The 25054-nt window shown below is 64.0% G+C and carries 27 protein-coding genes; 16 read left to right on the plus strand and 11 right to left on the minus strand.

What is annotated here, in order from left to right:
• Positions 1–14 precede the first annotated feature (14 nt).
• The 5 genes from DK366_RS20030 to DK366_RS20050 all read left to right on the plus strand — a co-directional run bounded on the left by DK366_RS20030 (position 15) and on the right by DK366_RS20050 (position 3152).
• Positions 15–293 (plus strand): DUF3325 family protein, encoded by a 279-nt coding sequence (locus DK366_RS20030; protein WP_109127329.1) that lies wholly within the window; start codon positions 15–17, stop codon positions 291–293.
• A gap of 144 nt (positions 294–437) precedes the next feature.
• Complete coding sequence (locus tag DK366_RS20035; RefSeq protein WP_109127330.1) at positions 438–1754, plus strand: amidohydrolase family protein; 1317 nt, start codon at positions 438–440, stop codon at positions 1752–1754.
• An 88-nt stretch (positions 1755–1842) separates the two neighbouring features.
• A complete protein-coding gene (locus DK366_RS20040) occupies positions 1843–2310 on the plus strand; it encodes a nuclear transport factor 2 family protein (protein WP_109127331.1) in 468 nt (155 codons plus the stop codon).
• A 36-nt stretch (positions 2311–2346) separates the two neighbouring features.
• Entirely contained in the window at positions 2347–2700 is a 354-nt protein-coding gene (locus DK366_RS20045; protein ID WP_109127332.1) for a UBP-type zinc finger domain-containing protein, read from the plus strand.
• Positions 2701–2735: 35 nt separating this feature from the next.
• A complete protein-coding gene (locus DK366_RS20050) occupies positions 2736–3152 on the plus strand; it encodes a VOC family protein (protein WP_109127333.1) in 417 nt (138 codons plus the stop codon).
• Between the two features lie 15 nt (positions 3153–3167).
• On the opposite strand, the gene DK366_RS20055 is transcribed toward DK366_RS20050, so the two are convergent.
• Genes DK366_RS20055 through DK366_RS20090 form a run of 8 tightly spaced genes read right to left on the minus strand, consistent with a single transcriptional unit; the run spans position 3168 to position 7551 of the window.
• Complete coding sequence (locus DK366_RS20055) at positions 3168–3509, minus strand: hypothetical protein (RefSeq protein ID WP_109127334.1); 342 nt, start codon at positions 3507–3509, stop codon at positions 3168–3170.
• Positions 3510–3533: 24 nt separating this feature from the next.
• Positions 3534–4289 carry a putative DNA-binding domain-containing protein gene (locus DK366_RS20060; protein WP_109127335.1) on the minus strand — a complete coding sequence of 252 codons (756 nt, stop codon included), beginning with the start codon at positions 4287–4289 and terminating at the stop codon, positions 3534–3536.
• Positions 4286–5131, minus strand: coding sequence for a DUF692 domain-containing protein (locus DK366_RS20065; protein WP_109127336.1), 846 nt, complete (start codon positions 5129–5131; stop codon positions 4286–4288). The genes DK366_RS20060 and DK366_RS20065 overlap by 4 nt, the downstream gene beginning before the upstream one ends.
• A 56-nt stretch (positions 5132–5187) precedes the next feature.
• On the minus strand, positions 5188–5472 hold the full coding sequence (locus DK366_RS20070) for a hypothetical protein (RefSeq protein ID WP_109127337.1): 285 nt from the start codon (positions 5470–5472) through the stop codon (positions 5188–5190).
• Between the two features lie 49 nt (positions 5473–5521).
• The gene (locus tag DK366_RS20075) at positions 5522–6301 is read right to left on the minus strand and encodes an alpha/beta hydrolase (protein ID WP_109127370.1); all 780 of its coding nucleotides are present in this window, start codon (positions 6299–6301) and stop codon (positions 5522–5524) included.
• Positions 6302–6353: 52 nt separating this feature from the next.
• A complete protein-coding gene (locus DK366_RS20080; RefSeq protein ID WP_198651640.1) occupies positions 6354–6836 on the minus strand; it encodes a DoxX family protein in 483 nt (160 codons plus the stop codon).
• Positions 6833–7108, minus strand: a complete 276-nt coding sequence (locus DK366_RS20085) for a DUF2282 domain-containing protein (RefSeq protein ID WP_109127339.1) — start codon at positions 7106–7108, stop codon at positions 6833–6835. The genes DK366_RS20080 and DK366_RS20085 overlap by 4 nt, the downstream gene beginning before the upstream one ends.
• 29 nt (positions 7109–7137) lie before the next feature.
• Positions 7138–7551 carry an organic hydroperoxide resistance protein gene (locus DK366_RS20090; protein WP_109127340.1) on the minus strand — a complete coding sequence of 138 codons (414 nt, stop codon included), beginning with the start codon at positions 7549–7551 and terminating at the stop codon, positions 7138–7140.
• 306 nt (positions 7552–7857) lie between these two features.
• On the opposite strand from DK366_RS20090, the gene DK366_RS20095 reads away from it, so the two are divergent.
• The 5 genes from DK366_RS20095 (at position 7858) to DK366_RS20115 (ending at position 13847) form a co-directional block, all read left to right on the plus strand.
• Entirely contained in the window at positions 7858–8400 is a 543-nt protein-coding gene (locus DK366_RS20095; RefSeq protein ID WP_109127341.1) for a redoxin family protein, read from the plus strand.
• Between the two features lie 23 nt (positions 8401–8423).
• Positions 8424–9164: a response regulator gene (locus tag DK366_RS20100; protein WP_109127342.1), complete on the plus strand. Its 741-nt coding sequence runs from the start codon at positions 8424–8426 to the stop codon at positions 9162–9164.
• Entirely contained in the window at positions 9161–10474 is a 1314-nt protein-coding gene (locus DK366_RS20105) for a HAMP domain-containing sensor histidine kinase (protein WP_109127343.1), read from the plus strand. Before DK366_RS20100 ends, DK366_RS20105 begins: the two co-directional genes overlap by 4 nt.
• Positions 10475–10631: 157 nt before the next feature.
• The gene (locus tag DK366_RS20110; RefSeq protein WP_109127344.1) at positions 10632–13466 is read left to right on the plus strand and encodes an ATP-binding protein; all 2835 of its coding nucleotides are present in this window, start codon (positions 10632–10634) and stop codon (positions 13464–13466) included.
• Between the two features lie 33 nt (positions 13467–13499).
• Positions 13500–13847, plus strand: a complete 348-nt coding sequence (locus tag DK366_RS20115) for a hypothetical protein (RefSeq protein WP_109127345.1) — start codon at positions 13500–13502, stop codon at positions 13845–13847.
• Positions 13848–13869: 22 nt separating this feature from the next.
• On the opposite strand, the gene DK366_RS20120 is transcribed toward DK366_RS20115, so the two are convergent.
• Both DK366_RS20120 and DK366_RS20125 read right to left on the minus strand, forming a co-directional pair.
• On the minus strand, positions 13870–18081 hold the full coding sequence (locus tag DK366_RS20120) for an autotransporter outer membrane beta-barrel domain-containing protein (protein WP_198651641.1): 4212 nt from the start codon (positions 18079–18081) through the stop codon (positions 13870–13872).
• Positions 18082–18344: 263 nt separating this feature from the next.
• Positions 18345–18764, minus strand: coding sequence for a cupin domain-containing protein (locus DK366_RS20125; RefSeq protein WP_109127347.1), 420 nt, complete (start codon positions 18762–18764; stop codon positions 18345–18347).
• A 123-nt stretch (positions 18765–18887) separates the two neighbouring features.
• Here DK366_RS20125 and DK366_RS20130 point away from each other — a divergent pair, with 123 nt between their 5' ends.
• The 5 genes from DK366_RS20130 (at position 18888) to DK366_RS20150 (ending at position 22802) form a co-directional block, all read left to right on the plus strand.
• Positions 18888–19970 (plus strand): oxidoreductase, encoded by a 1083-nt coding sequence (locus DK366_RS20130; protein WP_109127348.1) that lies wholly within the window; start codon positions 18888–18890, stop codon positions 19968–19970.
• A 446-nt stretch (positions 19971–20416) separates the two neighbouring features.
• Entirely contained in the window at positions 20417–21400 is a 984-nt protein-coding gene (locus DK366_RS20135; protein WP_109127349.1) for a hypothetical protein, read from the plus strand.
• A gap of 2 nt (positions 21401–21402) precedes the next feature.
• Positions 21403–21969: an ATP/GTP-binding protein gene (locus DK366_RS20140; RefSeq protein WP_109127350.1), complete on the plus strand. Its 567-nt coding sequence runs from the start codon at positions 21403–21405 to the stop codon at positions 21967–21969.
• Positions 21966–22376, plus strand: coding sequence for a roadblock/LC7 domain-containing protein (locus tag DK366_RS20145; RefSeq protein ID WP_157956633.1), 411 nt, complete (start codon positions 21966–21968; stop codon positions 22374–22376). The genes DK366_RS20140 and DK366_RS20145 overlap by 4 nt, the downstream gene beginning before the upstream one ends.
• A 99-nt stretch (positions 22377–22475) precedes the next feature.
• Positions 22476–22802, plus strand: a complete 327-nt coding sequence (locus tag DK366_RS20150; RefSeq protein WP_232821134.1) for a hypothetical protein — start codon at positions 22476–22478, stop codon at positions 22800–22802.
• 231 nt (positions 22803–23033) lie between these two features.
• Here the strand turns inward: DK366_RS20150 and DK366_RS20155 are convergent, their stop codons facing one another.
• On the minus strand, positions 23034–24029 hold the full coding sequence (locus DK366_RS20155; protein ID WP_109127353.1) for an aldo/keto reductase: 996 nt from the start codon (positions 24027–24029) through the stop codon (positions 23034–23036).
• A 115-nt stretch (positions 24030–24144) separates the two neighbouring features.
• On the opposite strand from DK366_RS20155, the gene DK366_RS20160 reads away from it, so the two are divergent.
• Complete coding sequence (locus DK366_RS20160; RefSeq protein WP_109127354.1) at positions 24145–25044, plus strand: LysR family transcriptional regulator; 900 nt, start codon at positions 24145–24147, stop codon at positions 25042–25044.
• Positions 25045–25054: the final 10 nt, after the last annotated feature.

Here is a 25054-nt window from a genome sequence, read left to right on the forward strand (position 1 = left end):
CCAGGGAGGGTGACATGCTGACGAATGAGCAGGCTGATGTGGTGGCGAACGCGGTGATGGCGACGGCAAAGGATCGCCAACACGAGCGCGCGAACCGCCGCGAAGAAGAGGCAAGGCTGCAGCATTCACAGCGATGGCGCGGCCTGATGTTCCTCGTCGCCCTGATGGCCGGTGGCGCAGTGGCTTACCTTGCGGGCAGCCGTGTGGTGATGGGCATGCTGGCGGGAGGTGGCTTGGCGCAGGTGCTGGTATTTGCATTCAACGCCCGACACCGCGCATCACCCGTCGATTGACAGCGCCGCAGTGCCACCGCTTGTCGTGATGGACGCGTACGTTTTTAAGCTAAGGTGTGTTTCGGGGGATATTGCAGAACCGTAGCGCCATGAGTGGCGGCGGAGTGTCACCCGCCGCCTTTCATCGTTGCTACGGAGAACACCATGCGTTTGCTGCCCCTTGTTGCTGCCATTGCCGTCGGTCTTGCCTCGGCTGGCGCCGCGTTCGCGGACGATGCGCCCGCACCGGCCCATATCGCCGTACGCGCCGCCCATCTGGTGGACGTGCAGGCCGGCAAGGTGCGCGACAATCCGCTGGTGATCATCGAGGGCGAGCACATCACCGAGGTTCGCTACGACGGGCAGGTACCCGCGGGTTACAACGTCATCGACCTGGGCAGCGCGACGCTGCTTCCCGGTTTGATCGATTGCCACGTGCACCTCACCGGCGATCCGAACGAAGTGAAGGGCGACTATTACGAAGCCGTGCTTAAGCGCAGCTCGATCGACTCGGCCATTCTTTCGCCGACGTATGCCAAGCGCACGCTGGATGCCGGCTTCACTACGGTGCGCAATCTCGGCGCCGACGACTACGTGGATATCGCCCTGCGCAACGCCATCAACCGTGGCGACATTCCCGGTCCGCGCATGCTGGTGTCCGGGCCGCCGCTGGGTGCGACGGGTGGCCACGCGGATGGCACCACGGGTTTCTCGCCGTGGATCCAGTTCCATGACATCAACGGCGTGGCCGATGGCGTCGATGCCATCCGTCACCGTGTGCGCGAGAACGTGAAGAACGGCGTGGACGTGATCAAGTTCATGGCCAGCGCCGGCGTGTTGAGCGCCGAGGCTTCCGTGGGCGCACCGCAGTACTCGCAGGAAGAAATGAACGCCGTGGTGGACGAGGCGCATCGCTGGGGCAAGAAGGTGGCCGCACATGCGCACGGCGCCGAGGCGATCAAGATGGCCATCCGCGCGGGCGTGGATTCGGTGGAGCACAGCAGCCTGATCGACGACGAAGGCCTGAAGCTCGCCAAGCAGCACGGCACGTACCTGGACTTCGACGTCTACAACGACGATTACATCCTGAGCGAGTACGCCAAGAAGGGCTTCCCGGCCAGCACCGTCGAGAAGGAAAAGACCGTGGGCCGCCTGCAGCGCGAGAATTTCCAGCGCGCGGTGAAGGCCGGCGAGAAGATGGCTTTCGGTACCGATGCCGGCGTGTATCCGCACGGCTGGAACGCCAGGCAGTTTGCCGTGATGACCAAGTGGGGCATGACGCCCATGCAGGCCATCCAGGCCGCGACCGTCAATGCGGCCGATCTGCTCGGCATGACGGGCAAGGTGGGCGCCGTGGCGCCGGGCTATTACGCCGACCTGGTGGCCGTGAGCGGCGATCCGCTGGGCGATGTGACGCAGCTGGAACATGTCGCTTTCGTGATGAAGGGCGGCGACGTGGAGAAGAACGACACCAGGCGCTGATCGCGCAGGGTGGGGCGGGGCAACCTTCGCAAAGCGTGAATGAAACCCACGCTAAGCTTGCCTCTCCCCACCCGAACGAAGGTGCCTTATGGAAGTCCGCCAGCCGGTTCCCCCCTTCACCGCCGAGACGGCCGCGCAAAAAGTGCGCCTTGCGGAAGATGGCTGGAACAGCCGCGATCCTGCCCGCGTGGCGTTGGCTTATGCCCCGGACACCTACTGGCGCAACCGTGCGGAATTCATCCGCGGCCGCGCCGAGGCGCAGGAGTTCCTGGAGCGCAAGTGGAACCGCGAGCTGGAATACCGCCTGATCAAGGAGCTGTGGACCTTCGCCGGCAACCGCATCGCCGTGCGTTTTGCCTATGAGTGGCACGACGACTCGGGCCAGTGGTACCGCAGCTACGGCAACGAGAACTGGCAGTTCGACGAGAACGGACTGATGACGCATCGCCACGCCTCGATCAATGACCTGCGCATCACCGATGCGGAACGAAAATACCACTGGCCGCTCGGTCGTCGCCCGGACGACCATCCCGGACTCAGCGACCTCGGTTTCTGAGCCGCTTCATTCCATCACCGACGCAGGAGCTTGGGCATGCACGCAAGCAACGAAGGCATCAACCCCGACGCCGAACCCAGTGGCACCGGTTGCCAGGAGTGCATGCGCACCGGTGGCTGGTGGTTTCACCTGAGGCGGTGCGCACAGTGCGGCCACATCGGCTGTTGCGACAGCTCGCCCAGCCAGCACGCACGGCATCATTTCCACGATACCGGGCATCCGGTGATCGCCAATTTCGAGCCGGACGATCCGTGGTTTTTCGACTTCCGCTCCAACGCGGTGTTCGACGGCCCCCGCCTGCGGCCGCCCTTGCATCACCCGTTGGATCAGCCGGTGCCGGGACCCCACGGCAAGGTGCCGCGTGGTTGGGAAAACCTGTTGAACGACTGAACGTGCATCTCGTGTAACGCTGCAAGGACATCATCGTGGAAGAACATCATCCCCTGACCCGCGGCATTGATCATGTCGGCCTTACCGTGGCCGACATCGACCTGTCGCGGCGCTTCTTCGTCGAGTGCCTGGGCTGGAAGGTCGTGGGCGAGAAACCGGATTACCCCGCCGTGTTCGTCTCCGACGACAAGGCCGTGCTGACGTTGTGGCAGGTCAATACCGAGGATGGTTTCGTCGCGTTCGATCGACGCAGGAATATCGGCCTGCACCATCTTGCCCTCAAGGTGGACAGCGAAGAGGATCTGCGCGAGGTCTTTGCCCGCGTATCCGCGTGGCCGGGCGTGGAAGTCGAGTTCGCGCCTGAACAGGTGGGTGCCGGTGCGCACCGGCACGCGATGGTGCGTGAACCGGGTGGCGCGCGCCGGGAGTTCAGGTTCAGCCCGTTGGCGTAGCCTTCGCGCTGCTATTTATTGCTTGGTGGAGGCGACGTCGCAGTTGCAATCGGTCGCGTCTTCGCTGGCCGTGTTCGACGACGCGGTGTCTGGCTGCGCCGTCGATGCAACAGGTTCGAGCTGCGAGGGATAGTCGACGTTCCAGTCGGCGCGACCGGCGATTTCACTGCCTTCCAGCTGCGTTGGCATGGCCGGGGCTGCGACGTGTTGAATGATTGCGTTCTGCGGCGCCGTGGCGGCAGCAGCTTCGCCCACCAGCAGTGGATTGCCGACGATGGCCAGGGCGAGCAGAACGGCGCCGCCCGCGAGCTGTGAGTGCCAGGATGTCAGCGAAAACGTGGTGCGTTGGGATTTCATGGTGGATTCCTTCGTTGATGGCTTTCAGTGATGGGATTCAATGCCGATGACGATGCCCGCGCTGATCCAGTTGGCGAGCAGCTCGCCAGCGCGGGCTATGCCGGCGTCTTCGCCCAGATGCTCGACCAGGACGTCGCAGAGCGAAGCGAAATGCGCGTCCTCATGTAGCGATTGCAGGGCGGCGTATTCGGTGGCGTCGGTCTGCCTGAGACGGCAGCTCGTGCCCTGACGCCAGGTAATGAGGCCGCCGGATGCGTCGAGCATTTCGCTCTCAGGAACTTCCGTATCGTCGTAGAGCGCCGACCAGATGGCTTCGACGTTGGTGGTGACGCGTCGCAGGTGCAGGCTTGGTGCGAGCTGAAGCTCAGCGGTTTCCCAGTCGACGCTTGCGAGGTCATCGTTCGACACGTCATCGGCATCGGCGGCGACAAAGGATTGGGCCAGGGACCACTCGACCCATGCCAGCTCGTGCACATCGGGGTTATGCGGGAGCAGGCTGCGCAGCGTGTCTTCGAAGTTCTCGCCGTAGACGTCCAGCGTCCAAGCATGCGGCGGGTGCCGATCGATGTGGTTGATGGCGGCGTCGCGGAAGAGAACCGCGCCAAGTCGCGCCAACACCTGGGGATAGCTCGCTTCCAGCACGCTCATCAGCTGGGCGCGGTAGTTGTTCTGATAGATGTCCAGGCCAGTCGTCGAGCCGTGAACCAGCCGATGTGAAGCGTCGTTCGATGCCACCGTCAGCCAGTCGCGGAAATCCTGTTGCCAGCGGGCGAGGTTCATGCGGCCTCCGCCAGGCGCATGTTGCGTCGGCCGATGTCGCGCGCGATGGCCAGTTCGTCGAGCACCTCCGGCAACGGCGGAATGGCATCGTCGCGCTCGATCATGGTGGCGACCGGGCCGAGCAGCGACATGGCGTCGGCATACAGCGACCAAACGTCGACGCACACAGGTTGATCATGGGTATCGATCAGGACTTCCGGTGTTTCCGTATGGCCGGCCAGATGGATCTGCCGCACGCGATCGGCAGGAATGCCGCGGAGGAAGGCATGTGCATCGAAGCCGTGATTGCGCGAGCTGACGTAGACGTTGTTCACATCCAGCAGCAGGCCGCAGCCCGTGCGCTTCGACATGTGGTCGAGGAATTCCCACTCGGTCATCGGGCTGTCGACGAAGGACACATAGGTCGACGGGTTCTCGAACAGCATCGATCGGCCCAGCACGTCCTGCGCCATGTCGATGTTGCGGCACACCAGATCGAGCGCTTCTTCCGTGTACGGCAGCGGCAGCAGGTCGTGCGAGTTGAAGCGGCCCAAGCGCGACCAGCTGAGATGATCGGAGACGAACAGCGGCTGGATCTCGTCGGCGAGTGCGCGCAAGCGGTGCAGGTAGTCGCGATCCAGCCCGTCGAACGAACCGATGGACATCGACACGCCATGGAGCGCCACCGGATGACGTTCGCGGACCTGCCGAAGGATCTGGCGCGGCTGGCCGCCGTCGACCATGAAGTTCTCGGAGATCACTTCCACGAAATCCACCGGCACATCGGTGTCGAGGAAGTCGCGGTAATGCTCCTTGCGCAGGCCGAGGCCGTAGCCGGAGAACGTCGGAGGTGGCGTGAACATGGTGGGTCTCCTTGCGGGAAGAAGGCGGAACCCGCGACGCGGGTTCCGCGGGACGATCACTTCGGCTCGGTCAGCGTGCCGCCTTCGGCGACGCAGGCGCTCTTGGTCTTCACGACGACGCCCTGGCCCTTGCAGCTGTTGAGGCCCTTGCAGTCGTTCTTGGCGGTGGCGCAGAGGCTCTGGCCCTTGCAGCTGTTGACGCCGTAGCAGCGCACGGGTTCTTCCTTGGCGCCCGGCTGGTCCGCGGCGCGTACCGGCGAGGCGATGGAGCAGACGGCGAGGGCAACGAGCGCGGCGGCGGAGGCGAGGCTGGTGCGCGACTTGATGGCGAGAGTGGTCATGGTGGTTTCCTGTGTGAGTAAAGTCCGGGGAGGACGTGAGGTGGTGTGCTCAACGCACGCTGGTGGCGGCTTCCTCGATCACCTTCGCCACCGCTTCGGGCTGCGAGATGTAGACGAGGTGGCTGGCCTTGATGTCGGTGACTTTCGAACCGGCACGCTGGTACATGGAGCGCTGCAGATCCGGGCTGAGTGCGTGGTCTTCCGTGGTCACCACGGCCCAGGTGGGCTTGGTGTGCCATGCAGCGGCGGACACGGTGGCGTTGAAAGCCGCTGCGTTCGCATAGGCCTGGGAGACGGCCATGAAATCCGTGCGGTTGGAGGTGAGGTCGGCGGCAAAGTCGGCCTGGAATTTGGACGGCTGAACGTACAGGTGGCCGTCGCGGGTGGATGCGATGTCGTTGCTCGGCGACGGCATCGAGCCCAGCAGCTGGCTCACGCTTTCGCCTTCGCTGGGTTCCAGCGCGGCGACGTACACCAGGCCTTTCACCTTGTCGCGGTTGCCCGCCACGGTGATCACGGCGCCGCCGTAGCTGTGGCCGACCAGCAGCACGGGACCATCCTGCTGACGGATGAGTTCGCGGGTGAGGTCGATGTCGTCGGCCAGCGTTTCCACGCGAGGCTGTTCAACGGGGACGGTGTAGCCCTTGTGGATGAGGATGTCGTGCACGACGCGCCAGCCGGAGGCATCCACGAACGCGCCGGGCACGATCACGATGTTCTTGACGCCGGCTGGGACGGATGTGGTGGTGGGCGTGGGCTTGGCGTCGGCGGCGAGAGCGGGGCCTGGTGCGGCGATCAAGGCAATGGCGAGGGCAAACAGGGTGCGCATGGCGGTCCTTTCGGGAATCGGGGTGGAAAGTTCGAAGAAGAAATCGGTGAGTTCAGTGCGTGGCGCGCCACTGGCGCCAGGCGTGGCCGAGCGACCACTTGCCACCACCGCGTGCCACCAGCGGCAGCAGCAGTCCGGCCCAGCTCAGGTGCGTGGGCCACGCATCGGGGTAGACGAAGATCTCGATCACCGTGGTCATGCCCAGCAGGGCCAGGGCGGATGTCCGCGTGAACAGGCCAAGCACCAGCAGGATCGGGAAGAGGTGTTCCGCACCCGTCGCCAATCGCGCGGCGATGTCGGAAGGAATCAGTGGCAGCGCGTATTCCGAGGCGAACAGGTCGTAAGTCGACGGCTTGATGGTGAGCAGGCCCTCCACCTTCGTGCGGCCCGACTGGAAGAACACCGCCGCCACGCCCAGGCGCGCCACCAGCAGCAACAGCGATTCGGGAATCACGCGCGCGCATCGATCGGCGATCGACAGGCGCGCGGGTGTCATCCGTACCGCCGGCACCCGCAGGGATGCCGCGCTGCTCACGACTTGGACTCCAGCGAACCGTAGCCTTTGGGCGTCTTGATGGTGGTGCAGGTGCCTTTGTCCACGAGCACCCAGGCATTCCCCTGGTAGTCGACCTTGGAGGTGCCGGCGCAGGTGGTGCCCGGACCGGCAGCGCAATCGTTCTTGCCGGCGAGTGCAACGCCGTAGCACTTTTCCATGGGTTTCTTGGCTTCTTCCGCATGGCCGCTGATGGCGAAGGCGGCAAGGCTGAGGGCGAAGGTGGCGGCGAGGGTGGCGCGTGTGCGATTCATGGGAGGTGTCCTGGTGATGGGGCAGCGAATCAGGCGAGGGTGATGGCGACGTCGATGTTTCCGCGCGTTGCCTTCGAGTATGGGCAGGTCTGGTGTGCGGCGGCGATCAGCGACTGCGCGACGGCGCGATCCACGCCCGGCAGCGACACGGTGAGGCGGGCCTTGAGGAAGAAACCTTCGTCGCCGCGGGCCAGGTCGATCTCGGCGCTGACGGCGGTGTCGGCGGGCAGGCGGATCTTCTGGGCCAGTGCGGCGTGGGTCATGGCGCCGATGAAGCAGGCCGACCAGCCGGCGCCGAACAGCTGTTCCGGATTCGTGCCCGGCTTGTTGGAGCCCGGGGTGGACAGCTTGATGTCGAGCTGGCCGTCGTCGCTGCGGGCGTTGCCTTCGCGGCCGCCGATGGTGGTGGTCTTGCCGGTGTAGAGGATGGTGTCGTTGGACATGGTGGCGTTCTCCGTGGGTGGTTTCATGCGTTGGCTGTGCATCAGCCGGTGTGCATAGGAAACCGCCGCCGCGTATCGCTCATGTGTCCTGCGACGTGCCCAACGGCATCGAAATGTGTAGCGTCGGCGGCCCGATACATTCGGATACAAAGCGGCTGCCGATGGCGCCAGATCGGGCCGGAAGGCCGGATACAAACCGATACAAAAAGCCGTTCCGGGGGACACGCGCCATACAAGTGGCGGCGCTCCAATACGCATACGCCGGCGCCACGCGCCGTCGCTCATGTCCCTGCACGGAGTCATCCCATGAAACTTCTTCGTTATGCCGCCGCTGTCGCCGCCTTTGGCGCGGCCCTCGCTGCCGCCTGGCCCGGCGGCTGGAACAATGCCAACGCCGAAACGCCCAAGGCGGCCGTGGCTGCCCCCGGCTTCGACGGCGGCACGCGCTGGCTCAATTCGCCGCCGCTCACCACACAGTCGCTGCAGGGCAAGGTGGTGCTGGTGGAGTTCTGGACGCGCGAATGCATCAACTGCCTGCACGTGCTGCCCCACACCAAGGCGCTCTATGACCGCTATGCGGGCGATGGCCTGGTGGTGGTGGGCGTGCATACGCCCGAGTACGACGAGGAACGCGACGTCGGCGCGCTGAAGAACGCCATCAGCACGCTGGGCATCAAGTACCCGATAGTGATGGATAACGACTACCGGATCTGGAACGCTTACAACAATCGTTTCTGGCCGGCCATCTACCTGATCGACCGCGACGGGCACGTGGTCTACCGCCATGTCGGCGAGGGAGACTACGATCAGACCGAGGCACGCATCCGCGAGCTGCTCGGCAAGTCTTGATTCATCGAAACACCGGAGAAGGCATGGACCACATCGACCACATCCTCGTCGTCGACGACGACCACGGGATACGCACGGGCATCGTGGATTACCTGCGCAAGAACGGCTTGCGCGCCACGGCAGCCGCGGACGGTCGCGAGATGTTTGCGCAGCTGGATACGTCCGCGTTCGACCTGGTGGTGCTCGACATCATGATGCCGGGTGACGATGGCCTGGTGCTGTGCCGCACGCTGCGCGGCGGCAAGCACAAGCACATTCCGGTGGTGCTGCTCACCGCGCGCGACGACGAAACGGACCGCATCATCGGCTTGGAAATGGGCGCGGACGACTACGTCACCAAGCCGTTCTCGCCGCGCGAGCTGCTGGCGCGTATCAAGGCGGTAATCCGTCGCACGCGCATGTTGCCGCCGAATCTTCGCGTCACCGAAAGCAGCGACACCATCGCGTTCGGTCGCTGGCGACTGGATACCACGGCACGCCACCTGCTGGCGGAAGACGGCACGGTGGTGTCGCTGAGTGGTGCGGAGTTTCGTTTGTTGCGCGTGTTCCTCGATCATCCGCAGCGCGTGCTGTCGCGCGACCAGCTGCTCAACCTCACGCAGGGCAGGGACGCGGAATTGTTCGATCGCTCCATCGACCTGATGGTGAGCCGGCTGCGTCAGCGCCTGCAGGACGATGCGAAGGACCAGTCGTATATCAAGACCGTGCGCAGCGAGGGCTATGTGTTCTCCATGCCGGTCGTGCTCAACGGACAGGAACCATGAGCGAGGCCAAAACAACACGCCGCTGGCTGCCGCGCAGCATGGCGTCGCGGTTGTACCTGATCATCTTCGCCGGGCTGATGCTGGCGCAGGGGCTCTCCTTTGCGCTGCTCTACACCGAGCGCATGGATAGCGCCACGGCAGTGATGTTCAACACGCTGGAGCATGACGTAGGCACCTCCGTCGCGGTGATCGACCGCCTGCCGGCGAGCGAACGTTCCCGCTGGCTCAATCGGCTGGAACGGGACAACTACTTCTACATCCTCGGGCCTGGCGAGCCGGGAAACACGCTCAAGACGGATCGCTCGGCCTATGTGGTCGGCCTGATCGCCAAGGAAGTGGGGCCGGACTATCACGTCTTCGGCAACACCATTTCCATGTCGCCAGAACGCTATCAGGTGCATTTCACCCTGCACGACGGCACGCCGCTGACGCTGGAGATCACGCCGCGCATGAAGCCGCTGGCGACGTGGTTGCCGTTCGTGTTCATCCTTCAGGTGATCCTGCTGCTGCTCTGCACATGGCTTGCAGTGAGGCTGGCCACGCGCCCGTTGACGACATTGGCCCAGGCGGCCGATGCCATGACGCCTGCGGCCGATGGTCCCCGCATGTCGCAGGAAGGCCCCACCGAGGTCGCGCGGGCGGCACGGGCGTTCAATACCATGCAGGAACGCATCGGTCGTCACTTGAAAGAACGCCTGCACATACTCGCTTCCATTTCACACGACCTGCAGACACCGATCACGCGCATGCGCTTGCGCCTGGAAGCCCTGGACGAGTCGCCCGAACAGCAGCGCATTCTCGATGACCTGCGCGAACTGGAACATCTGGTGAAGGAAGGCGTGGCCTATGCGCGCAGCGCGCATGGCGGTTCGGAAACGCCGGTGAAGCTGGATGTGGGTGCCTTCGTCGAAAGCCTGGTGTTCGATTACCAGGACGTCGGGCAACCCGTGACGATGAATGGCAACGTGACAGCCACTGCCACCGTGCGCCAGCAGGCCCTGCGCCGCGTGTTGGGCAACCTGATCGACAACGCCGTGAAGTACGGCGGTTCGGCCGAAGTGGCGCTCCAACGCGATGCGGCGGGCGCCCTGAGCATCGTGGTGTCCGATCGCGGTCCGGGTATTCCCGGGAATGAACTGGAACAGGTGCTACAGCCTTTCTACCGGCTGGAATCCTCGCGCAACCGCCACACCGGTGGCACGGGCCTGGGTCTGGCCATTGCCTCGCAGCTCATCGCTTCCATTGGCGGGCATTTGCGTTTGGCCCAACGCGAGGGTGGCGGCCTGCAGGCCATCATCACGCTACCTTGAGGCTTTCTAAACCGCGGGGAACGCAGGACTTTGTCAGCGCCTACACGCGCGGCGCGATATCCAGAACACGAAGGATCGGTGGGCCGGCAAGGGCGTCATCGGGAATATCCGCCAAACCAGGGCGGTCGACGCAATGTGATCCGGAGTAAAGCGTTCCATGTCAGAGCAAGTGTCCAGCGCCGCCACCCAACTGGGTTTCCTCTCCGGTGGTCCAGACAGCTTGGGCACGTTCATGCGTGGGCTCGACTGGTCGCAGTCGCCGCTGGGGGCGCCCGACAGCTGGTCCCCGAGCTTGCGCACCACCGTCGGCATGATGCTCGCCGCGCAGGCGCAGATCGTGTTGTTCTGGGGGCCGCACTTCGTCGCGCTCTACAACGATGCCTACAGGCCGACCATCGGCGACAAGCATCCGCGTGCATTGGGGCGTCCCGCATCGGAAAACTGGGCCGAGCTGTGGGGCGATCTGGAACCACTGCTGGTCAATGTGCGCGACACGCGCGAAACCTTCGCTGCGGCCGATCGACCGTTCTACATCGAACGCCACGGCTTTGGTGAAACGGTGTACTTCGACATCTCCTATTCGGCCGTGCCCGAAGGCGACGGCTCCGTCGGTGGCGTGCTCTGCATCGTCTCGGAAACCACGGGCCGCGTGCTGGCATCGCGCCGGCAGGCGTCCCTGCTCCAACTGGAAGACGCGCTGCGTGGCAGCGAGGATGCCGAAGGCCCCAAGACCATTGCATCCGATCTGCTGTGTCGCGAACTGGGTGTCGAAAGTGCGTCATACGCCGATGTGCAGCCCAACGGTGCCATGCAGGAAGAACGCGACGGCGGCATGTTCGATATTCCGGTATCGCGTTCGGGTGGTCAGGTGGGCGCGTTCCGCATGCGATATCCGCCAACGCGGCACTGGACGGATGAGGAAACGCATTTCGCCCGCTCCGTCGTCGCACGCAGCTGGTCGGTTTCCGAACGCGTGCGCACCGAAACCCTGTTGCGCCAGGCCGAGGCGCGCCAACGACAGGACGCCGAGCGCGTGCAGATGGCATTGGCGGCGGGCGCCATCATCGGTACATGGTTGTGGGACCTGAGGTCCGACCGCTTCACGGTCGATGAAAAGTTTGCCGTCAACTTCGGGCTGGACCCGTCGCTGGGGCGCGATGGTTTGAGCCTGGCGCAGATCATCGCCACGGTGCATCCGGACGACCGGCCTGGGCTGGAACGAGCCATTGCCGAGGCGAAGGATCGCGGTGGCGCGTATGCACACCAATACCGCGTACGCCGATCCGACGGGCGTTACTACTGGATCGAAGCGAACGGACGCGTCGACAAGGCGAGCGACGGCACGCCGGTGTCGTTTCCCGGCGTGCTCATCGACATCGAGGGACGTCGTCTTACCGAGCAGCAGCTCGCTGCCAGTGAAGCCAAGTACAAGTCACTGTTCGACAGCATCGACGAGGGCTTCTGTGTCATCGAATTCATCGACGGGCCGCACGGGCCGCTGAGCGACTACACCCATGTAGAGACCAATCCGGCGTACACCGCCAATTCGGGACTTTCCAACACGGTGGGACGCACCGTGCGCGAGATCCTGCCGAAGGAAGCCGATATCTGGATCGAGATCTATCGCCACGTGCTGCTTACCGGCCAGCCGATACAGTTCGAGCACGAACTCGCCGCGACAGACCGCTACCTGGAACTATCCGCATTCCGTGTTGGCCCCGCCGAACGACGGCAGGTAGCGGTGTTGTTCAAGGACATCACCACGCGCAAGCGCGCCGAAGAGGCCCTGCAGGGTGTCAATCGCGAGTTGAGTGAACGCATCGCCCAGGTCGTGGGCCAGCGCGAAGCTGCACTGGCGCGCATCCACGAGATGCAGAAGCTGGAAACCATTGGCCAGCTGACTGGCGGCGTCGCCCACGATTTCAACAACCTGCTCACACCCATCGTGGGTGCGCTGGACATGGTGTCGCGACTTCATGAAAACGACGACCGCATCCGCAAGCTGACGTCGGCCGGGCTGCAGGCCGCCGAACGCGCACGCGTGCTGGTGCAGCGGTTGCTTGCGTTTGCGCGACGCCAGCATCTGGAGGCGCGGCCGATCAATGTGCGCCAGCTGGTCAACGGCATGGAGGATCTGCTCGCGCGTTCGCTCGGGCCGCAGGTGGTGCTGCGCATCGAGTGCGAGGTGAACCTGCCGCTGGCGATGATCGACCCCAACCAGTTCGAGCTGGCGCTGCTGAACCTTGCGGTGAATGCGCGTGATGCCATGCCTGACGGCGGCGCGCTTACCGTATCGGTGACGCAGGAACACGTCCCCGCGCATGCCAAGCTGGACGAAGGGAACTACGTGCGCGTTCGCGTTTCCGACACCGGTGCCGGCATGGATGCCGAAACCATCAAGCGTGCGGTGGAGCCTTTCTTCACTACCAAGGCCAAGGGCCATGGCACCGGCCTGGGCCTGTCGATGGTGCACGGCCTGGCAGCGCAATCGGGTGGCGACTTTGCGCTGGCCAGCACGCCGGGGCAGGGAACCACCGCCACCTTGTGGCTTCCGGCCACCGCCGTGCGGTTGGCCGATGGGTCTACGCCGGCCACCGGCCAGCGAGTGCTCCGCCGCGCACAAGGCACGCCCGTGCTGCTGGTCGATGACGAAGAACTCGTACGCTCGGGCACGGCGGACATGCTGGCGGATGCAGGGTACGTGGTGCATCAGGCGTCGTCGGGACGCCAGGCGTTGTCGATGCTGCGCGAAGGCTTGCAGGTGGACGCGCTCGTCACCGACTACGCCATGCCCGGCATGACCGGCACGCAACTCGCGCGGGAATCCGTGCAGCTTCGGCCGGGTTTGCCGGTGCTGATGATTACCGGCTTTGCATCGCTCAACGATCACGCGGTCATTGATCTGCCACGATTGTCCAAGCCGTTCCGGCAAATGGATCTCGCCGATGCGTTGGCCGATCTTCTGGAAGGCGGCACACACCGGCCACGTTGACGGCACAACAGGAAACACCGGGGGGGGAGCGCGATGACGCCGTACGAGTTCGTATCCAAGCTGGGCGCGGCCGTGGTGGACGAAAACCACGCCATCTACCGCGATGTGCTGTTGCATACCCACGCCGACCAGGCGCCGGACCCTTACTGGCAACGCGTGCTGACCTTGTTCGGCACGCTGGACGCCGACCAGCGCGAGGTGCTGCTGGAACTCACGCGACAGGTCACCATCGACGCCGTGGCGAACGTGCTGGGCGTCATCGACGGCAACTGCATGTTGAGCGACGAACGTGGCGGCCTCAGCCTGACGCATCAAGGCGTGGAGCTCGGCGGCGAGTTGCAAAGCCTGTTCCTGGAGATCGCCGAACACAGCGAGCCCTAGCGTCAGCTCGGTCCTTGGCGCGCTACCAGTTGACCCGAAGTCCCAGGTTGCCGTTGATGGCCTTGATGCCTTCGTCAAAGCCCTTGTCGTAGCTGATGGTGGCGTAGAGCGACATGCCCTTTCGCCACTGCGCGCTGATGCCGGCGCCCACTTCCCACCAGCTGCCGCCCAGGTCGGATTGGAAGGGCACGTTGCCTTCCTCCGACGAAAACGCCGTGATCGCATCGGACTTGAACTCGTGCCAGATGTTGGCGAAGAACCAGCCCGAGATCTGGCGCGGCGTACCTGCCTGATCCAGCGACCACGTCTGCGATGCGCGTCCGCCTACGCGGGCCGCGAGCGAATCGCTGTCGCGAAATTGCACGCGCGCTGCGCTGTCGGATGCATTGTTCAAATGCAGCGACTGGTAGATCGTCTGCGCCTGCGGTTCCAGCGTCCACCCGTTGGCGAAACGGAATGGATAGCCACCCTCAAGTGACAGTGTGGCATCGAAGCCATGCGTGGATAGGCTGTATGGCTGGTTGGAATCTGCCTTGGCGTCGTACCAGGTACCCTGCGCGACGCCGTCGAGATACCAGTCATTCGCACCGAAGCGTGTCCAGTAACCGCCGAAGGAATACGAGTCGAACCGGTTGTTGCCCGCTGACGTGTTGTCGTAGTTGTCCACGCTGCCATGACCGTGACCCACCGACGCCAGCAAGCCTGCAAAATCGCGCGTGCCGCCGTCGTGCTCGGCGCGATACAAATCCAGCCCGGCCTGCACCGCCACCATGTTGTCGTCGAAGGAGGGACCGTCGCGATAAATGCCGCCACTCTTGGCATCCCATTGGCCATCCTGTCCGATCACGCGCGCCCACACGCCGCTGGGACCGACGGTATCGCCTGCGTCGCGCAGTTGCTCTTCTTCGCCAACGCGGTCGTGCAAGGTGCCGATCAAGGTACGACCGTAGTTGAGTGCCATCGAGGGCAGGGCAGCGTAGAGCGAAACTTCCGGGCGGTAGTACGCCACGTAGGGTGTTGGCGTGGTTGGTGCTGTTGGGGAGCCTGGCGATGTGGGCGTGCCAGGAGACGTCGGTATGCCGAGTGCGTCCAGCACGTCTGTCGGCGGGTTGGGATTCTCCGAACGCAAATACCAGGACTCCGGGGAGGAGGAGTCGCGCGAACCCTTGAATAGCGCGTACTGATAAGGACCCGCCTCCAGCGTTGTGCCCAGCGTAAAGGCGTCGCTGGTGGAAGAAGCCGGTCCGCTGGCGGCGACCACCAGGATGCCGTTGCCCGGCGTTGCCGCACCGAGTCCGCCAACGTTGGCGATATTGAGCACAGTGTGGCCGGTGGCCGTGCCGGCGCCGTAGACCAGCAGATCCGAGTTGGCGCCATCGCCATCCAGCACGGTGTTCATCGCGATGCGTGAACTTCCTTGCCCCACCAGGCTGCTGACGAACAATGAATTGCCCACGCCGGTGCCGGCCAGCTGGATCAGATTGTTGTTGATCAGTGTGCCGTTGATGGCGAAGTCGCCTTTGCTTCCGTTCTGGAACAAGGGCAACGCATCGGCGACCGCGAGGGTGCCGTTGTTGGTCACGACGGAACTGGCGCCAAAGTACTGGCCGATCATGCCGTAGCCACCCAGCGTGGCACCTTGCGCCACCGTCACCGGACCGCCACCCGATATGGCGGCAATGCTGATGGGCACATTGCCCACCACGAGCGTGCCGGCGTTCACGTCCGTGGCACCGCTATAGGTGTTGTTCGCCGTAAGGATGGTGGTACCGGTACCGTTCTGCTGCACGGCGCCGATGGGATCGGGCGTGGTGGCGGTCCAGTCGCTGATCACGCCATTGAACGTCACCGTGTCACTGCGATTGAAGATCAGCGTGCCGCCATCCTGCACATCGCCGGTGATGCTGCCTGAGGTTCCGCCGTTGCCCAGTTGCAGCACGCCGTTGGCGATCACGGTGCCGCCGCTGTACGTATTGCTGGCGGTCAATATCGTGGTGCCGCTGCCCAGCTGCTTCACGCTGCCGCTGCCGGAAATGGTACCGGCGAATGTCGTGTCATCCCAACGATTGAAGATCAGCCGCCCGTTGTCGGTCACGTCGCCCGCGATGCCGCCACTGGTACCGCCGTCGCCCAACTGCAACGCACCGGCATTGATGGTGGTGCCTCCGCCATAGGTGTTGTCGGCGGTCAGCACCGTGGTGCCGGTGCCTTGCTGGGTCACGCTGCCGCTGCCTGAAATGAGGCCGGGGAATGTCACGCTGTCGCTGCGATCGAACACCAGCGCGCCGTTGTTCACCACGTCGCCCGTGATGCTTCCGCTGGTGCCGCCATCGCCAAGATGCAGCGTGCCTGCACTGATCGTGGTGCCGCCGGTATAGGTGTTGTTTCCCGTGAACGTGGTGATGCCCGACCCTTGTTGCGTCACGCCGCCGCTGCCCGATATCACGCCGGGAAGCGCCACCGCGTCGCTGCGATCGATCACGAGCACACCGTTGTCCACCACATCGCCCACGATGCTGCCACTGGTGCCGCCGTTGCCCAGCTGCAATGTACCCGCGCTGATCGTGGTGCCACCGGTGTACGTCTGGTTGCTGGTGAAGAGGGTGGTTCCTGATCCCGCTTGCGTCACGCTGCCGGAACCCGATATCACGCCCGGAAACGTGACGATGTCGCTGCGGTCGAAGGTGAGAACACCGTTGTCGGTGACATCGCCAAGGATGCTGCCGCTGGTGGCACCATCGCCCAGCTGCAGCGTGCCGCCGTCGATGGTGGTACCGCCGGTATAGGTGTCGCTGCCGCTGAGTGTGAGCGTCCCCGCGCCTGTCTTCACCAGCGCGCCGCTGCCACCGATCACGCCGCTGAACGCGGTCGACGTACCAAGGCCGCCCGCGGTGAGCGTGCCTGCGCCCAAGGTGACTGCGCCGGCGCCCGCGAGGCTGCCAATCGTCTGGTTGGCATTGCCAAGATCCAGCGTCGCGCCGTTGTCCACCGTAAACGCGCTTGAAGGAGAGAACACGTTGGCTGCGCCGGCCTGCAGCGTACCGCTCGCCACGGTGGTGGTTCCCGTGTACGTGCCCGCGCCCGACAATGTCAGCACGCCGCTGCCGGTTTGGGTCACCGAACCGCTACCCTGGATGGGCGCGGCGCTGGTCAGGTTGGCAGGACTCGAAAAAACGAGCGCGCCGTTGTCCGTGATCTGGCCGCTGATGGTCAATGCGGGCGTGGCGAACGTCCCCGTGGTGCCCGCATCCAGGGAGAGATTGGTCAGCGCATACGTGGCGCCGGTGAACGACACGGACGCGGCATTGCGCAAGGCGACCAGTTGCCAGTTCGGAATGGCGTTGGCGAACGCCGTCGCGTTGAAACCATCGAACACCAGCGTGTTGTTGCTTCCACCTGCGCCGGCATCGATGGAGCCCGTCGTGCTGGAACCCGCTTCGAGCATTACCGCGTTGTTGGACTGCCCTGCACCAAACAGGATCGCGCCAAGCTTGCCGCTGAGCGTGCCCGAATTGGTCACGGTGATGCCGTTGGCGTTGTGGCCGTCGCCGTAGAAGCCATAAGCGTTGTCGCTGGTGACGCTGGCGCCGGCTTCGTTGACGAAGCCGCCCGGTCCCGCCATTTCCACGCCGTTGCCTGCAATGGCCACGGTGCTGCCGGTGCCGATGGTGGCGTACGCGCCATGCGCTGCCACGGTGCCATAGTTCAGTATGGTGCTCGCGACCACGCTGTCCGAACGAATGCCCGCGGTAGACGAGCGCGCACTGGTGCCTGAAATCGAACCGTAGGTGTCGATGCTTCCACGATTGATGAGCGTGTTGCCTGTGGTGCGATTGGCGGTGCGCGCGAACATGCCCACGGAGTTGCTTCCCGTGGTCTTGATGGTGCCGTCGTTTTCCAGCGTGTTCCCGAAGCCCGCCGTGGTGCTCGATGCGTTGTTGGGATCACCCGCCCACATGCCGTAGGCGTTGATGAAGGTGGTGCTGATCGACCCACCGTTCGTCACGGTGCTGTTGTTGCTTACCTGTATCGCTGCACCCGTGGTCGATATGCCGGCGCCCGCATTCACGATCACCTTGGCACCGCTGGTGGGAATCACCAGCGTACCCGTGCCCACCGTGATGGCGTTGATGCTGCTCGTATACGGGTTGGGTGAGCTTGTATCGCACACCACGGTCACGCCATCGGGCTGCAACACACAGTTGGCGAATGCCGGCGATGACAACGCGGCCATCAGGCAAGTGGCGAGCAATGTAGGTGGGGAGGGGAGCGAAGCGAGCCGCGAGTGACTGCGTTGACGCGATAGGATGAAATGCATCCGCCGTCGTTGCACATGCCCGCTCATGGGACCGCCTTCGCCTGACCGGATCAACCGTTCTGGTCAGTAACATCGTGGCGGTGACTTGATCGTGAAATGACACGCACAAGCCGGCGCGCGATAAGTAAGTATGCGTCGCGCGTTGTATGGCCCAAAGGCCTAAATTTCAGCGGTTTTCGCTATTTCACGGGTTCCGCGAGCGGCTTGCCCTTGTCGACGATCCACGTCGACAACGCCGTGCCGCCATCGGTGCCAGGTGCTGCGGCAAGGCTGTGCACTGCGCCACGCGGGTTGAAGAAGTGATCGCCCGCCTTCAGCACCTGATCGGGCTTGCCGCGCGTCTTCAACACCAGGTTGCCCTTGAGCACGTAACCCGACTCGTCACCATCGTGCGTGTGCCAGCCCACTGCGCCGCCGGCGGGTACTTCCGCCATGCCCAGGATGATCTGCGTACCAGGCACACCACTTTGGTCATGCTGATCGAGGATGGTGCGCTTGGCCTGGGGCGCGCCCGCGGGTGGTGCGTCCTGCGCCAGGGCGGAGGTACTCAGGCCGGTGCAGGCCAGTAATGCAGCGATCAGCACAAGGCGGGTCGACATGGCGAGGTCCTCGGCGCGGAGAAAGAGACCGCATGGTGCGCGCCAAAACGTTATTGCCGCGCGAAACCGCGAGCCATCCGCGTGGCCTATCATGGAACGCCTTCGTACCATCGGTCCCCACCCATGAATGATGTTTCCCCTACGCTGCGCATGGCGCTGATCGGCTATGGCTACGCCGGCAAGACCTTTCATGCACCCTTGATTCGCGCGGTGCCCGGGCTGTCGCTCGCCACGGTGGTGTCGCGCGATGCAGCCAAGGTGCACGCGGATCTTCCCGGCATGAACGTGGTGGCGCATGCCGAAGAGGCGCTGGCTGATCCACGCATCGATGCCATTGTCATCGCGTCTCCCAACGACACGCATGCGCCGCTCGCGCAGGCGGCGATGGAGGCAGGCAAGCATGTCGTGGTGGACAAGCCCTTCGCGCTGGACCTGGTGCAGGCGCGCGCGCTGGCTAGCATCGCCGCAAGGCATGACCGCGTGCTGTCGGTGTTCCAGAATCGCCGCTGGGATTCGGACTTCCTCGGCGTGCGCCAGATGATGGCGCAAGGCGCGCTTGGCGAAGTCACGCACTTCGAATCGCATATCGACCGCTTCCGGCCGCAGGTTCGCGCGCGTTGGCGCGAGCAGGCTGGCGCCGGCAGTGGCCTCTGGTACGACCTGGGTCCGCATCTGGTCGATCAGGCCTTGTGCCTGTTCGGCTTGCCCGACCGCGTGTGGGGCAGCCTGGCGATCCAGCGCGAGGGCGGCGAAAGCCCTGATTGGGCACACGTGGTGCTGGAGTACGGCACGCGCCGCGTGATCCTTCATGCCGGCATGCTCGTGGCAGGAGGCACGGCCCGCTTCACCGTGCATGGCACCCAGGGCAGCCTGGTGAAACCCAGGATCGACCAGCAGGAAGCGCAATTGCTTGCAGGCATTCGGCCCGGCGATGACGGCTGGGGCGAGGATGCCGACGACCTCATGCTTTACGACGGCCATGGCCAGGTAACGCACCGCCGCACCCCGGCCGGCGATCAGAGTCGCTACTACGCCGCTTTCCGCGATGCCGTGCTGGGTCGGGGCGCCAACCCGGTAACGCCTGGCCAGGCCATTACGGTCATGGCCGTGATCGAGGCCGCCATGGCGTCGTCGGCCGAAGGGCGGGCGCAAACTTTGTCACTTTCGAGTGAAGAGCGCGACGCCTGGCAGCCGGCATCAAACTGATCGCTGGACGCCTGCGTAGAACGGTAAGCGGCGAAAGCTTCGAGATAGCTTTCGTGAGCTTTTGTGATTATGCCTTCACACATGGTCGAAACCGTATAGACGTCTATTCGGCATAGGCCGTTTGGACGTCCGCTTTTCACCAATCCAGACCGCGGTCGCATACGTTTTGCGATGCGAGTCACATTCTGAATCCCTCGTTTTGCGATCTGATACTCAGAACTTCGCTGCGTGCGTGCTCGTTGGAAGTCGAGCCAATGCCGGCCCCAAGGCAGCTTTTCTGCCTAAGGCCGGTCGTCAGTAAGCGGAAACAGGGGGCGTTCCGTATGTCGATAAACATCCTGGGCGGCCGCATGTTGCATGCGGCAGCGGGGCCCGTTTGTCTCGTGAAAACCGGAACCAGACACATGCGTGCCGCGAGACATCGCGGCCCAGCCATGAGGTGAATCATGGCATCCCGAATTCGAAAACTGACCGCGGTCGGGTTGCCGGCGCGCGAGGAGTTGCTCGTCCGTTCGTTGCTCAAGATGGTCAGTGCCAAGACCACTGAGGAATGGATGTTCCAGGAAAACCTCGAGGCTAATGTCGCGCTGTGCCACCCCGATTCCGCCTTGTCCATGATGGCGCTCAAGCGTGCGAACTCGCACGGCATGCTGTGTGTTTCCGTGGTGCACGAGGACGAGCATGCACTGCCCGACACCTTGATGCTGCGCGCTCCCATTCGCAGCGCCGATTTCATCGATGTGCTCAATCGCGCGTCCGAGCGGCTCGTGCATGTCGTTCCGGCAAAGGCTTCGGCGACGACAGACGAGGTGACCGTCGAGCCGCTTGTCCTGGCATTGCGCCGCCTTTTGTTGTCCGGGCAGAAGGGCTTCGTCGCCATTACCGTGGGGGCGTCCACGCTGGTGTTGTCCACCGCGACACGGCGGCTGGCCAGTGCGTCGCCGCTGCAGGAGAGCGAGTTGCTCCGTCTCGGTCTGGCCGGCCTGTATCGATGGGACGTCATCGACGACGAACAGGGCGCACGGGCCATGGCCGCTGCCGTGGATGGCGACAGCCTCGATCGCTTGTTGTGGCTTTGTGGCTTGCAGGCACCGGAAGCACTCTTCGACAAAAGCCTGCCTGTCGATGGCACGTACGTGTTGCGACGCTGGCCGGATGCTGGCCGGCTTGCGCTGGAGCCGTATCACCTTCGCATGGCCTCGCTGCTGGTTCGGCAGCCGATGGGTGCGCGGGCGCTCGCGGATGTCACGGGGCGCTCGGTGTCCGAAGCGCGCGCGTTCCTGCGTGCTTGCGCCATGAGTTGCCTGCTGGAGGAGAAGGCCTTGCCTGCCTCGGCGGGGAGTGGCGATGCGCGGCCGATGACGCCGAAACGTTCGCGCTACGGCGAATTGTTCCAGTCGATTCGCAGCGTGCTTGGCATTCGGAGCTGAGCATGACCGAGCGCGAGTACAAGCTCATTTTCACCGGCAGCATGGGTGCGGGAAAAACCACGGCCATCGCGGCGGTGAGTGACGTGACGCCCGTGCGCACGGAAGTCAGCAACAGCGATAGAGCCACGCACGCCAAGGCGACCACGACCACCGGGCTCGACTATGGCGAGGTGACATTGCCGGGCGGCCAGGTACTGCGGCTGTTCGGCACGCCAGGGCAGGCGCGCTTCCACTTCATGTGGGACATCCTGGGCAAGGGTGCCCTGGGCGTGGTTCTCCTGGTCGACAACAGCCGACCCGATCCGCTGGATGATTTGCGCGAATACATGCAGGCATTCGCGAACATCATTGGCACATCGCGTGCCGTGGTGGGCGTGGGAAAGCTCGATCAGCACCCGTCGCCCTCGCTCGACGACTATCACGAGGCGCTGCACGAACTTGGCTTGCAGGTGCCGGTGGTATCGACGGACGTGCGGCGACGCGAGCAGGTCATCACCTTGCTCGACATCCTCTTCTACCAAATCGAGGCCGCCGACGAATCGGCACGGCAGGGAGCCGCATGGGCATGAACGCGATGGAGTCGGTGCTGAGCCGCAGCGAGGAAATGGTGATACGCCATCACATGGAAGCACTGATGGCACGCGAGCAGGAAATCTGCGGGCTGCTGGTGTCCACCGTCGATGGTTTTCGCGTCGCGGCGATGCTCACGGGTGAGCTGTCGGCTGAAAAACTTTCCGCGATGGCGAGTTCGCTGCTGGCCATCAACGAAGCCGTCTGTCAGGAGAGCTCGCTGGGCGAGTGCCGCGACCTCGTCATCGAGGCTTCGCAGGGACGCATTCTTTTGATGGACATACCGCATCCGGCACAGAAGTTGATTCTCACCGTGTTGTGCCGGGCCAAGGTCACGATGGGGCAGGTGTTGTGGGCTGCGCGCGGTTGCCGCGAGTCGCTGGGGCAGCTGTTCCATACGCGATGACATTCGGGAGCGGGCGCATCGACCGTCCCGGTCATTTTTTCGATGCATCAATCCAGGAGAGACGCTGTGTCCAATTTGAACGAATCGATTAAGGAATTGATGGGCTTTGACGGCGTGCTCGGCGCTGCGCTGGTGGACAGCACCAGTGGCATGACGCTGGCGCAATCAGGCACGGTGTTCGACCTGGAAGTCGCCGCCGCGGGCAACACCGAAGTGGTGCGCTCGAAGATGAAGACGATGAAGGCACTGGGCCTGAAGGACGAGATCGAGGACATCCTGGTCTCGCTGGGCAAGCAGTACCACATCATCCGCCCGGTCGCGAACAAGGCTGGCCTGTTCTTCTACGTGGTGCTGGACCGCGCGCGCTCCAACCTCGCGCTGGCCCGCCGCAAGGTGCTGGACGTGGAAGCCGGTTTGTCGATGTAAGTTTTCTTGCGCGCCACGGATCGGCGGCCCACACGCAAAAAAAAGGCCCCCTTTCGGGGGCCTCATGGACTGGCACTAGGGGGGCGACCAGTCCAGGGGCTGCCGGATGCTCGTGGACATCCGACCCGTGTAGATTGCCTGAGCGTCGCAGATTTCGATGTAAGCGAAGTCCTACTTACTCAGTAAGAATGCGGATCGGCTCTTGTAAGGCTGCTCGATACGCACCACGGATCAGCGATTCACCATCTGCATCATCGGGCCGGCATAGCGCTCGCCTGCGGCAACGTCGGGCGGAAACACCGCATCGATGGCCTTCAGTTCCTGCTCGCTCAGCGTGATGTCGATGGCAGCGAGATTTTCGTCCAGTCGGCGGCGATGCTTGGTACCCGGAATGGCGAACACGTCCTTGCCTTGTGCGAGCACCCAGGCCAGCGCGAGCTGTGCCGGCGTGCAGCCTTTTTCCGCGGCGATGGCATTCACCTTGTCCACCAGTTCCAGGTTGCGGAAGAAATTCTCGCCCTGGAAGCGCGGGCTCTGGCGGCGATAGTCGTCGGCATCGAAGTCTTCCGGCGTGCGGAAAGCACCGGTGAGGAAGCCGCGACCCAGCGGCGAATACGCCACGATGCTGGTGCCGGTCTTGTGGGCCGATTCGACCATGCCGTTTTCCTGCGGATCACGCGTCCACAGCGAGAACTCCACCTGCAATGCCGCGATGGGGTGCACCTTGGCCGCGCGTTCCAGCGTGGCGCCGGACGCTTCGGACAGGCCGAGGTGGCGCACCTTGCCTTCCTTCACCAGCTCGGCCATGGCGCCCACGGTTTCCTCGATGGGCACGCTGGTGTCCACGCGATGCTGGTAGTACAGGTCGATATGGTCGGTACCCAGGCGCTTCAGGCTGGCCTCGCACGACGCACGCACGTACTCCGGGCGACCGTTCACGCCGCGCCTGGAAGGGTCGTTGGGGTCACGCACGATGCCGAACTTGGTGGCGAGGAAGGCCTGGTCGCGGCGATCCTTGAGGGCCTTGCCTACCAGCACTTCGTTGGTGTGTGGGCCATAGACGTCGGCCGTGTCCAGGAAATTGAAACCGCGCTCCAGCGCGTGGTGGATGGTGGCGATGGATTCGGCATCGTCGCGGTCCGCGCCATAGAAGTCGCTCATGCCCATGCAACCCAGGCCGAGGGCGGAGACGGAGGGACCATTCTTGCCGAGCTGTCGCGTATGCATGGGGATTCCTTGCGCAGGTTTTGGGGGAAGCGAAGCAGCCATTCTTGGCCATGACAGGCTTGCGATAAATGCTCAATAATCGGCATGTCTGTTGTCGAAATGGTCAACAATCATCATGGACCGTCTCCAAGCCATGCGGGTGTTCACGCGCATCGTGGAACTGGGCAGCTTCACCCGTGCTGCCGACGACCTGAGCCTGCCGCGCGCCACGCTCACCCACACCATCAAGCGGCTGGAGGAACGCGTGGGCGCGCATCTGCTCCAGCGCACCACGCGCCGCGTGCGTCCCACGCGCGATGGCGAGGTCTACTACAACCATTGCGTGCGCTTGCTGGCGGACCTGGATGCGGTGGAGGCGGATTTCCGCGAGGCGGCGGTGGTACCCAAGGGACGGTTGCGCATCGACCTGGCTTCGTCACTGGCGCGCCAGGTGTTGATACCGGCGTTGCCGGGCTTTCTTGAGCGCTATCCGCAGATCGAGCTGGATATCGGTACCAGCGATCGCTTCATCGATCTCGTGCAGGAAGGCGTGGATTGCGTGTTGCGCGCGGGCGATCTTCCCGACTCCACCATGGTGGGCCGGCGCGTGGCGAGCTTGTCGCAGGCCACCGTGGCCAGTCCGGGCTACGTGAAACGTCACGGCTTGCCACAGACGCTGGCGGACTTGCAGGACGGCCACGTCGCCGTGAACTGGGCGTCGCCCACCACGCGCCGCACGACGCCGCTGGAATTCATGGTGGGCAAGCGCATGCGCGAAGTGAATTTGCCGGCGCCCATTACCGTGAGCGGCACCGAGGCTTATCTCGCCTGTTGCGAAGCAGGGCTGGGCATTGCGCAATTTCCGCGTTACCGGCTTGGCGAAGCGCTGGAGCGCGGCACGCTGGTGGAGATTCTGCCGTCGATGCCACCACCGCCGTTTCCCGTGAGCGTGCTGTATCAGTCGCAGCGGCAATTGCCGTTGCGGTTGCGCGTATTCATCGATTGGGTGGCCGAGCTGATGGCGTCCCTGCGCTGAGCGGGTAACG

The organism is Dyella sp. C11, assembly GCF_003121485.1.
Classification (GTDB): Bacteria; Pseudomonadota; Gammaproteobacteria; order Xanthomonadales; family Rhodanobacteraceae; genus Dyella.

Bases quoted from the DNA above. Each gene is read 5' to 3' on its own strand.
- DK366_RS20030 (WP_109127329.1), top strand. From the start codon at position 15: ATGCTGACGAATGAGCAGGCTGATGTGGTGGCGAACGCGGTGATGGCG.
- DK366_RS20035 (WP_109127330.1), top strand. From the start codon at position 438: ATGCGTTTGCTGCCCCTTGTTGCTGCCATTGCCGTCGGTCTTGCCTCG.
- DK366_RS20040 (WP_109127331.1), top strand. From the start codon at position 1,843: ATGGAAGTCCGCCAGCCGGTTCCCCCCTTCACCGCCGAGACGGCCGCG.
- DK366_RS20045 (WP_109127332.1), top strand. From the start codon at position 2,347: ATGCACGCAAGCAACGAAGGCATCAACCCCGACGCCGAACCCAGTGGC.
- DK366_RS20055 (WP_109127334.1), bottom strand. From the start codon at position 3,509: ATGAAATCCCAACGCACCACGTTTTCGCTGACATCCTGGCACTCACAG.
- DK366_RS20060 (WP_109127335.1), bottom strand. From the start codon at position 4,289: ATGAACCTCGCCCGCTGGCAACAGGATTTCCGCGACTGGCTGACGGTG.
- DK366_RS20065 (WP_109127336.1), bottom strand. From the start codon at position 5,131: ATGTTCACGCCACCTCCGACGTTCTCCGGCTACGGCCTCGGCCTGCGC.
- DK366_RS20070 (WP_109127337.1), bottom strand. From the start codon at position 5,472: ATGACCACTCTCGCCATCAAGTCGCGCACCAGCCTCGCCTCCGCCGCC.
- DK366_RS20075 (WP_109127370.1), bottom strand. From the start codon at position 6,301: ATGCGCACCCTGTTTGCCCTCGCCATTGCCTTGATCGCCGCACCAGGC.
- DK366_RS20085 (WP_109127339.1), bottom strand. From the start codon at position 7,108: ATGAATCGCACACGCGCCACCCTCGCCGCCACCTTCGCCCTCAGCCTT.
- DK366_RS20090 (WP_109127340.1), bottom strand. From the start codon at position 7,551: ATGTCCAACGACACCATCCTCTACACCGGCAAGACCACCACCATCGGC.
- DK366_RS20095 (WP_109127341.1), top strand. From the start codon at position 7,858: ATGAAACTTCTTCGTTATGCCGCCGCTGTCGCCGCCTTTGGCGCGGCC.
- DK366_RS20100 (WP_109127342.1), top strand. From the start codon at position 8,424: ATGGACCACATCGACCACATCCTCGTCGTCGACGACGACCACGGGATA.
- DK366_RS20105 (WP_109127343.1), top strand. From the start codon at position 9,161: ATGAGCGAGGCCAAAACAACACGCCGCTGGCTGCCGCGCAGCATGGCG.
- DK366_RS20110 (WP_109127344.1), top strand. From the start codon at position 10,632: ATGTCAGAGCAAGTGTCCAGCGCCGCCACCCAACTGGGTTTCCTCTCC.
- DK366_RS20115 (WP_109127345.1), top strand. From the start codon at position 13,500: ATGACGCCGTACGAGTTCGTATCCAAGCTGGGCGCGGCCGTGGTGGAC.
- DK366_RS20120 (WP_198651641.1), bottom strand. From the start codon at position 18,081: ATGGCCGCGTTGTCATCGCCGGCATTCGCCAACTGTGTGTTGCAGCCC.
- DK366_RS20125 (WP_109127347.1), bottom strand. From the start codon at position 18,764: ATGTCGACCCGCCTTGTGCTGATCGCTGCATTACTGGCCTGCACCGGC.
- DK366_RS20130 (WP_109127348.1), top strand. From the start codon at position 18,888: ATGAATGATGTTTCCCCTACGCTGCGCATGGCGCTGATCGGCTATGGC.
- DK366_RS20135 (WP_109127349.1), top strand. From the start codon at position 20,417: ATGGCATCCCGAATTCGAAAACTGACCGCGGTCGGGTTGCCGGCGCGC.
- DK366_RS20140 (WP_109127350.1), top strand. From the start codon at position 21,403: ATGACCGAGCGCGAGTACAAGCTCATTTTCACCGGCAGCATGGGTGCG.
- DK366_RS20145 (WP_157956633.1), top strand. From the start codon at position 21,966: ATGAACGCGATGGAGTCGGTGCTGAGCCGCAGCGAGGAAATGGTGATA.
- DK366_RS20150 (WP_232821134.1), top strand. From the start codon at position 22,476: ATGGGCTTTGACGGCGTGCTCGGCGCTGCGCTGGTGGACAGCACCAGT.
- DK366_RS20155 (WP_109127353.1), bottom strand. From the start codon at position 24,029: ATGCATACGCGACAGCTCGGCAAGAATGGTCCCTCCGTCTCCGCCCTC.
- DK366_RS20160 (WP_109127354.1), top strand. From the start codon at position 24,145: ATGGACCGTCTCCAAGCCATGCGGGTGTTCACGCGCATCGTGGAACTG.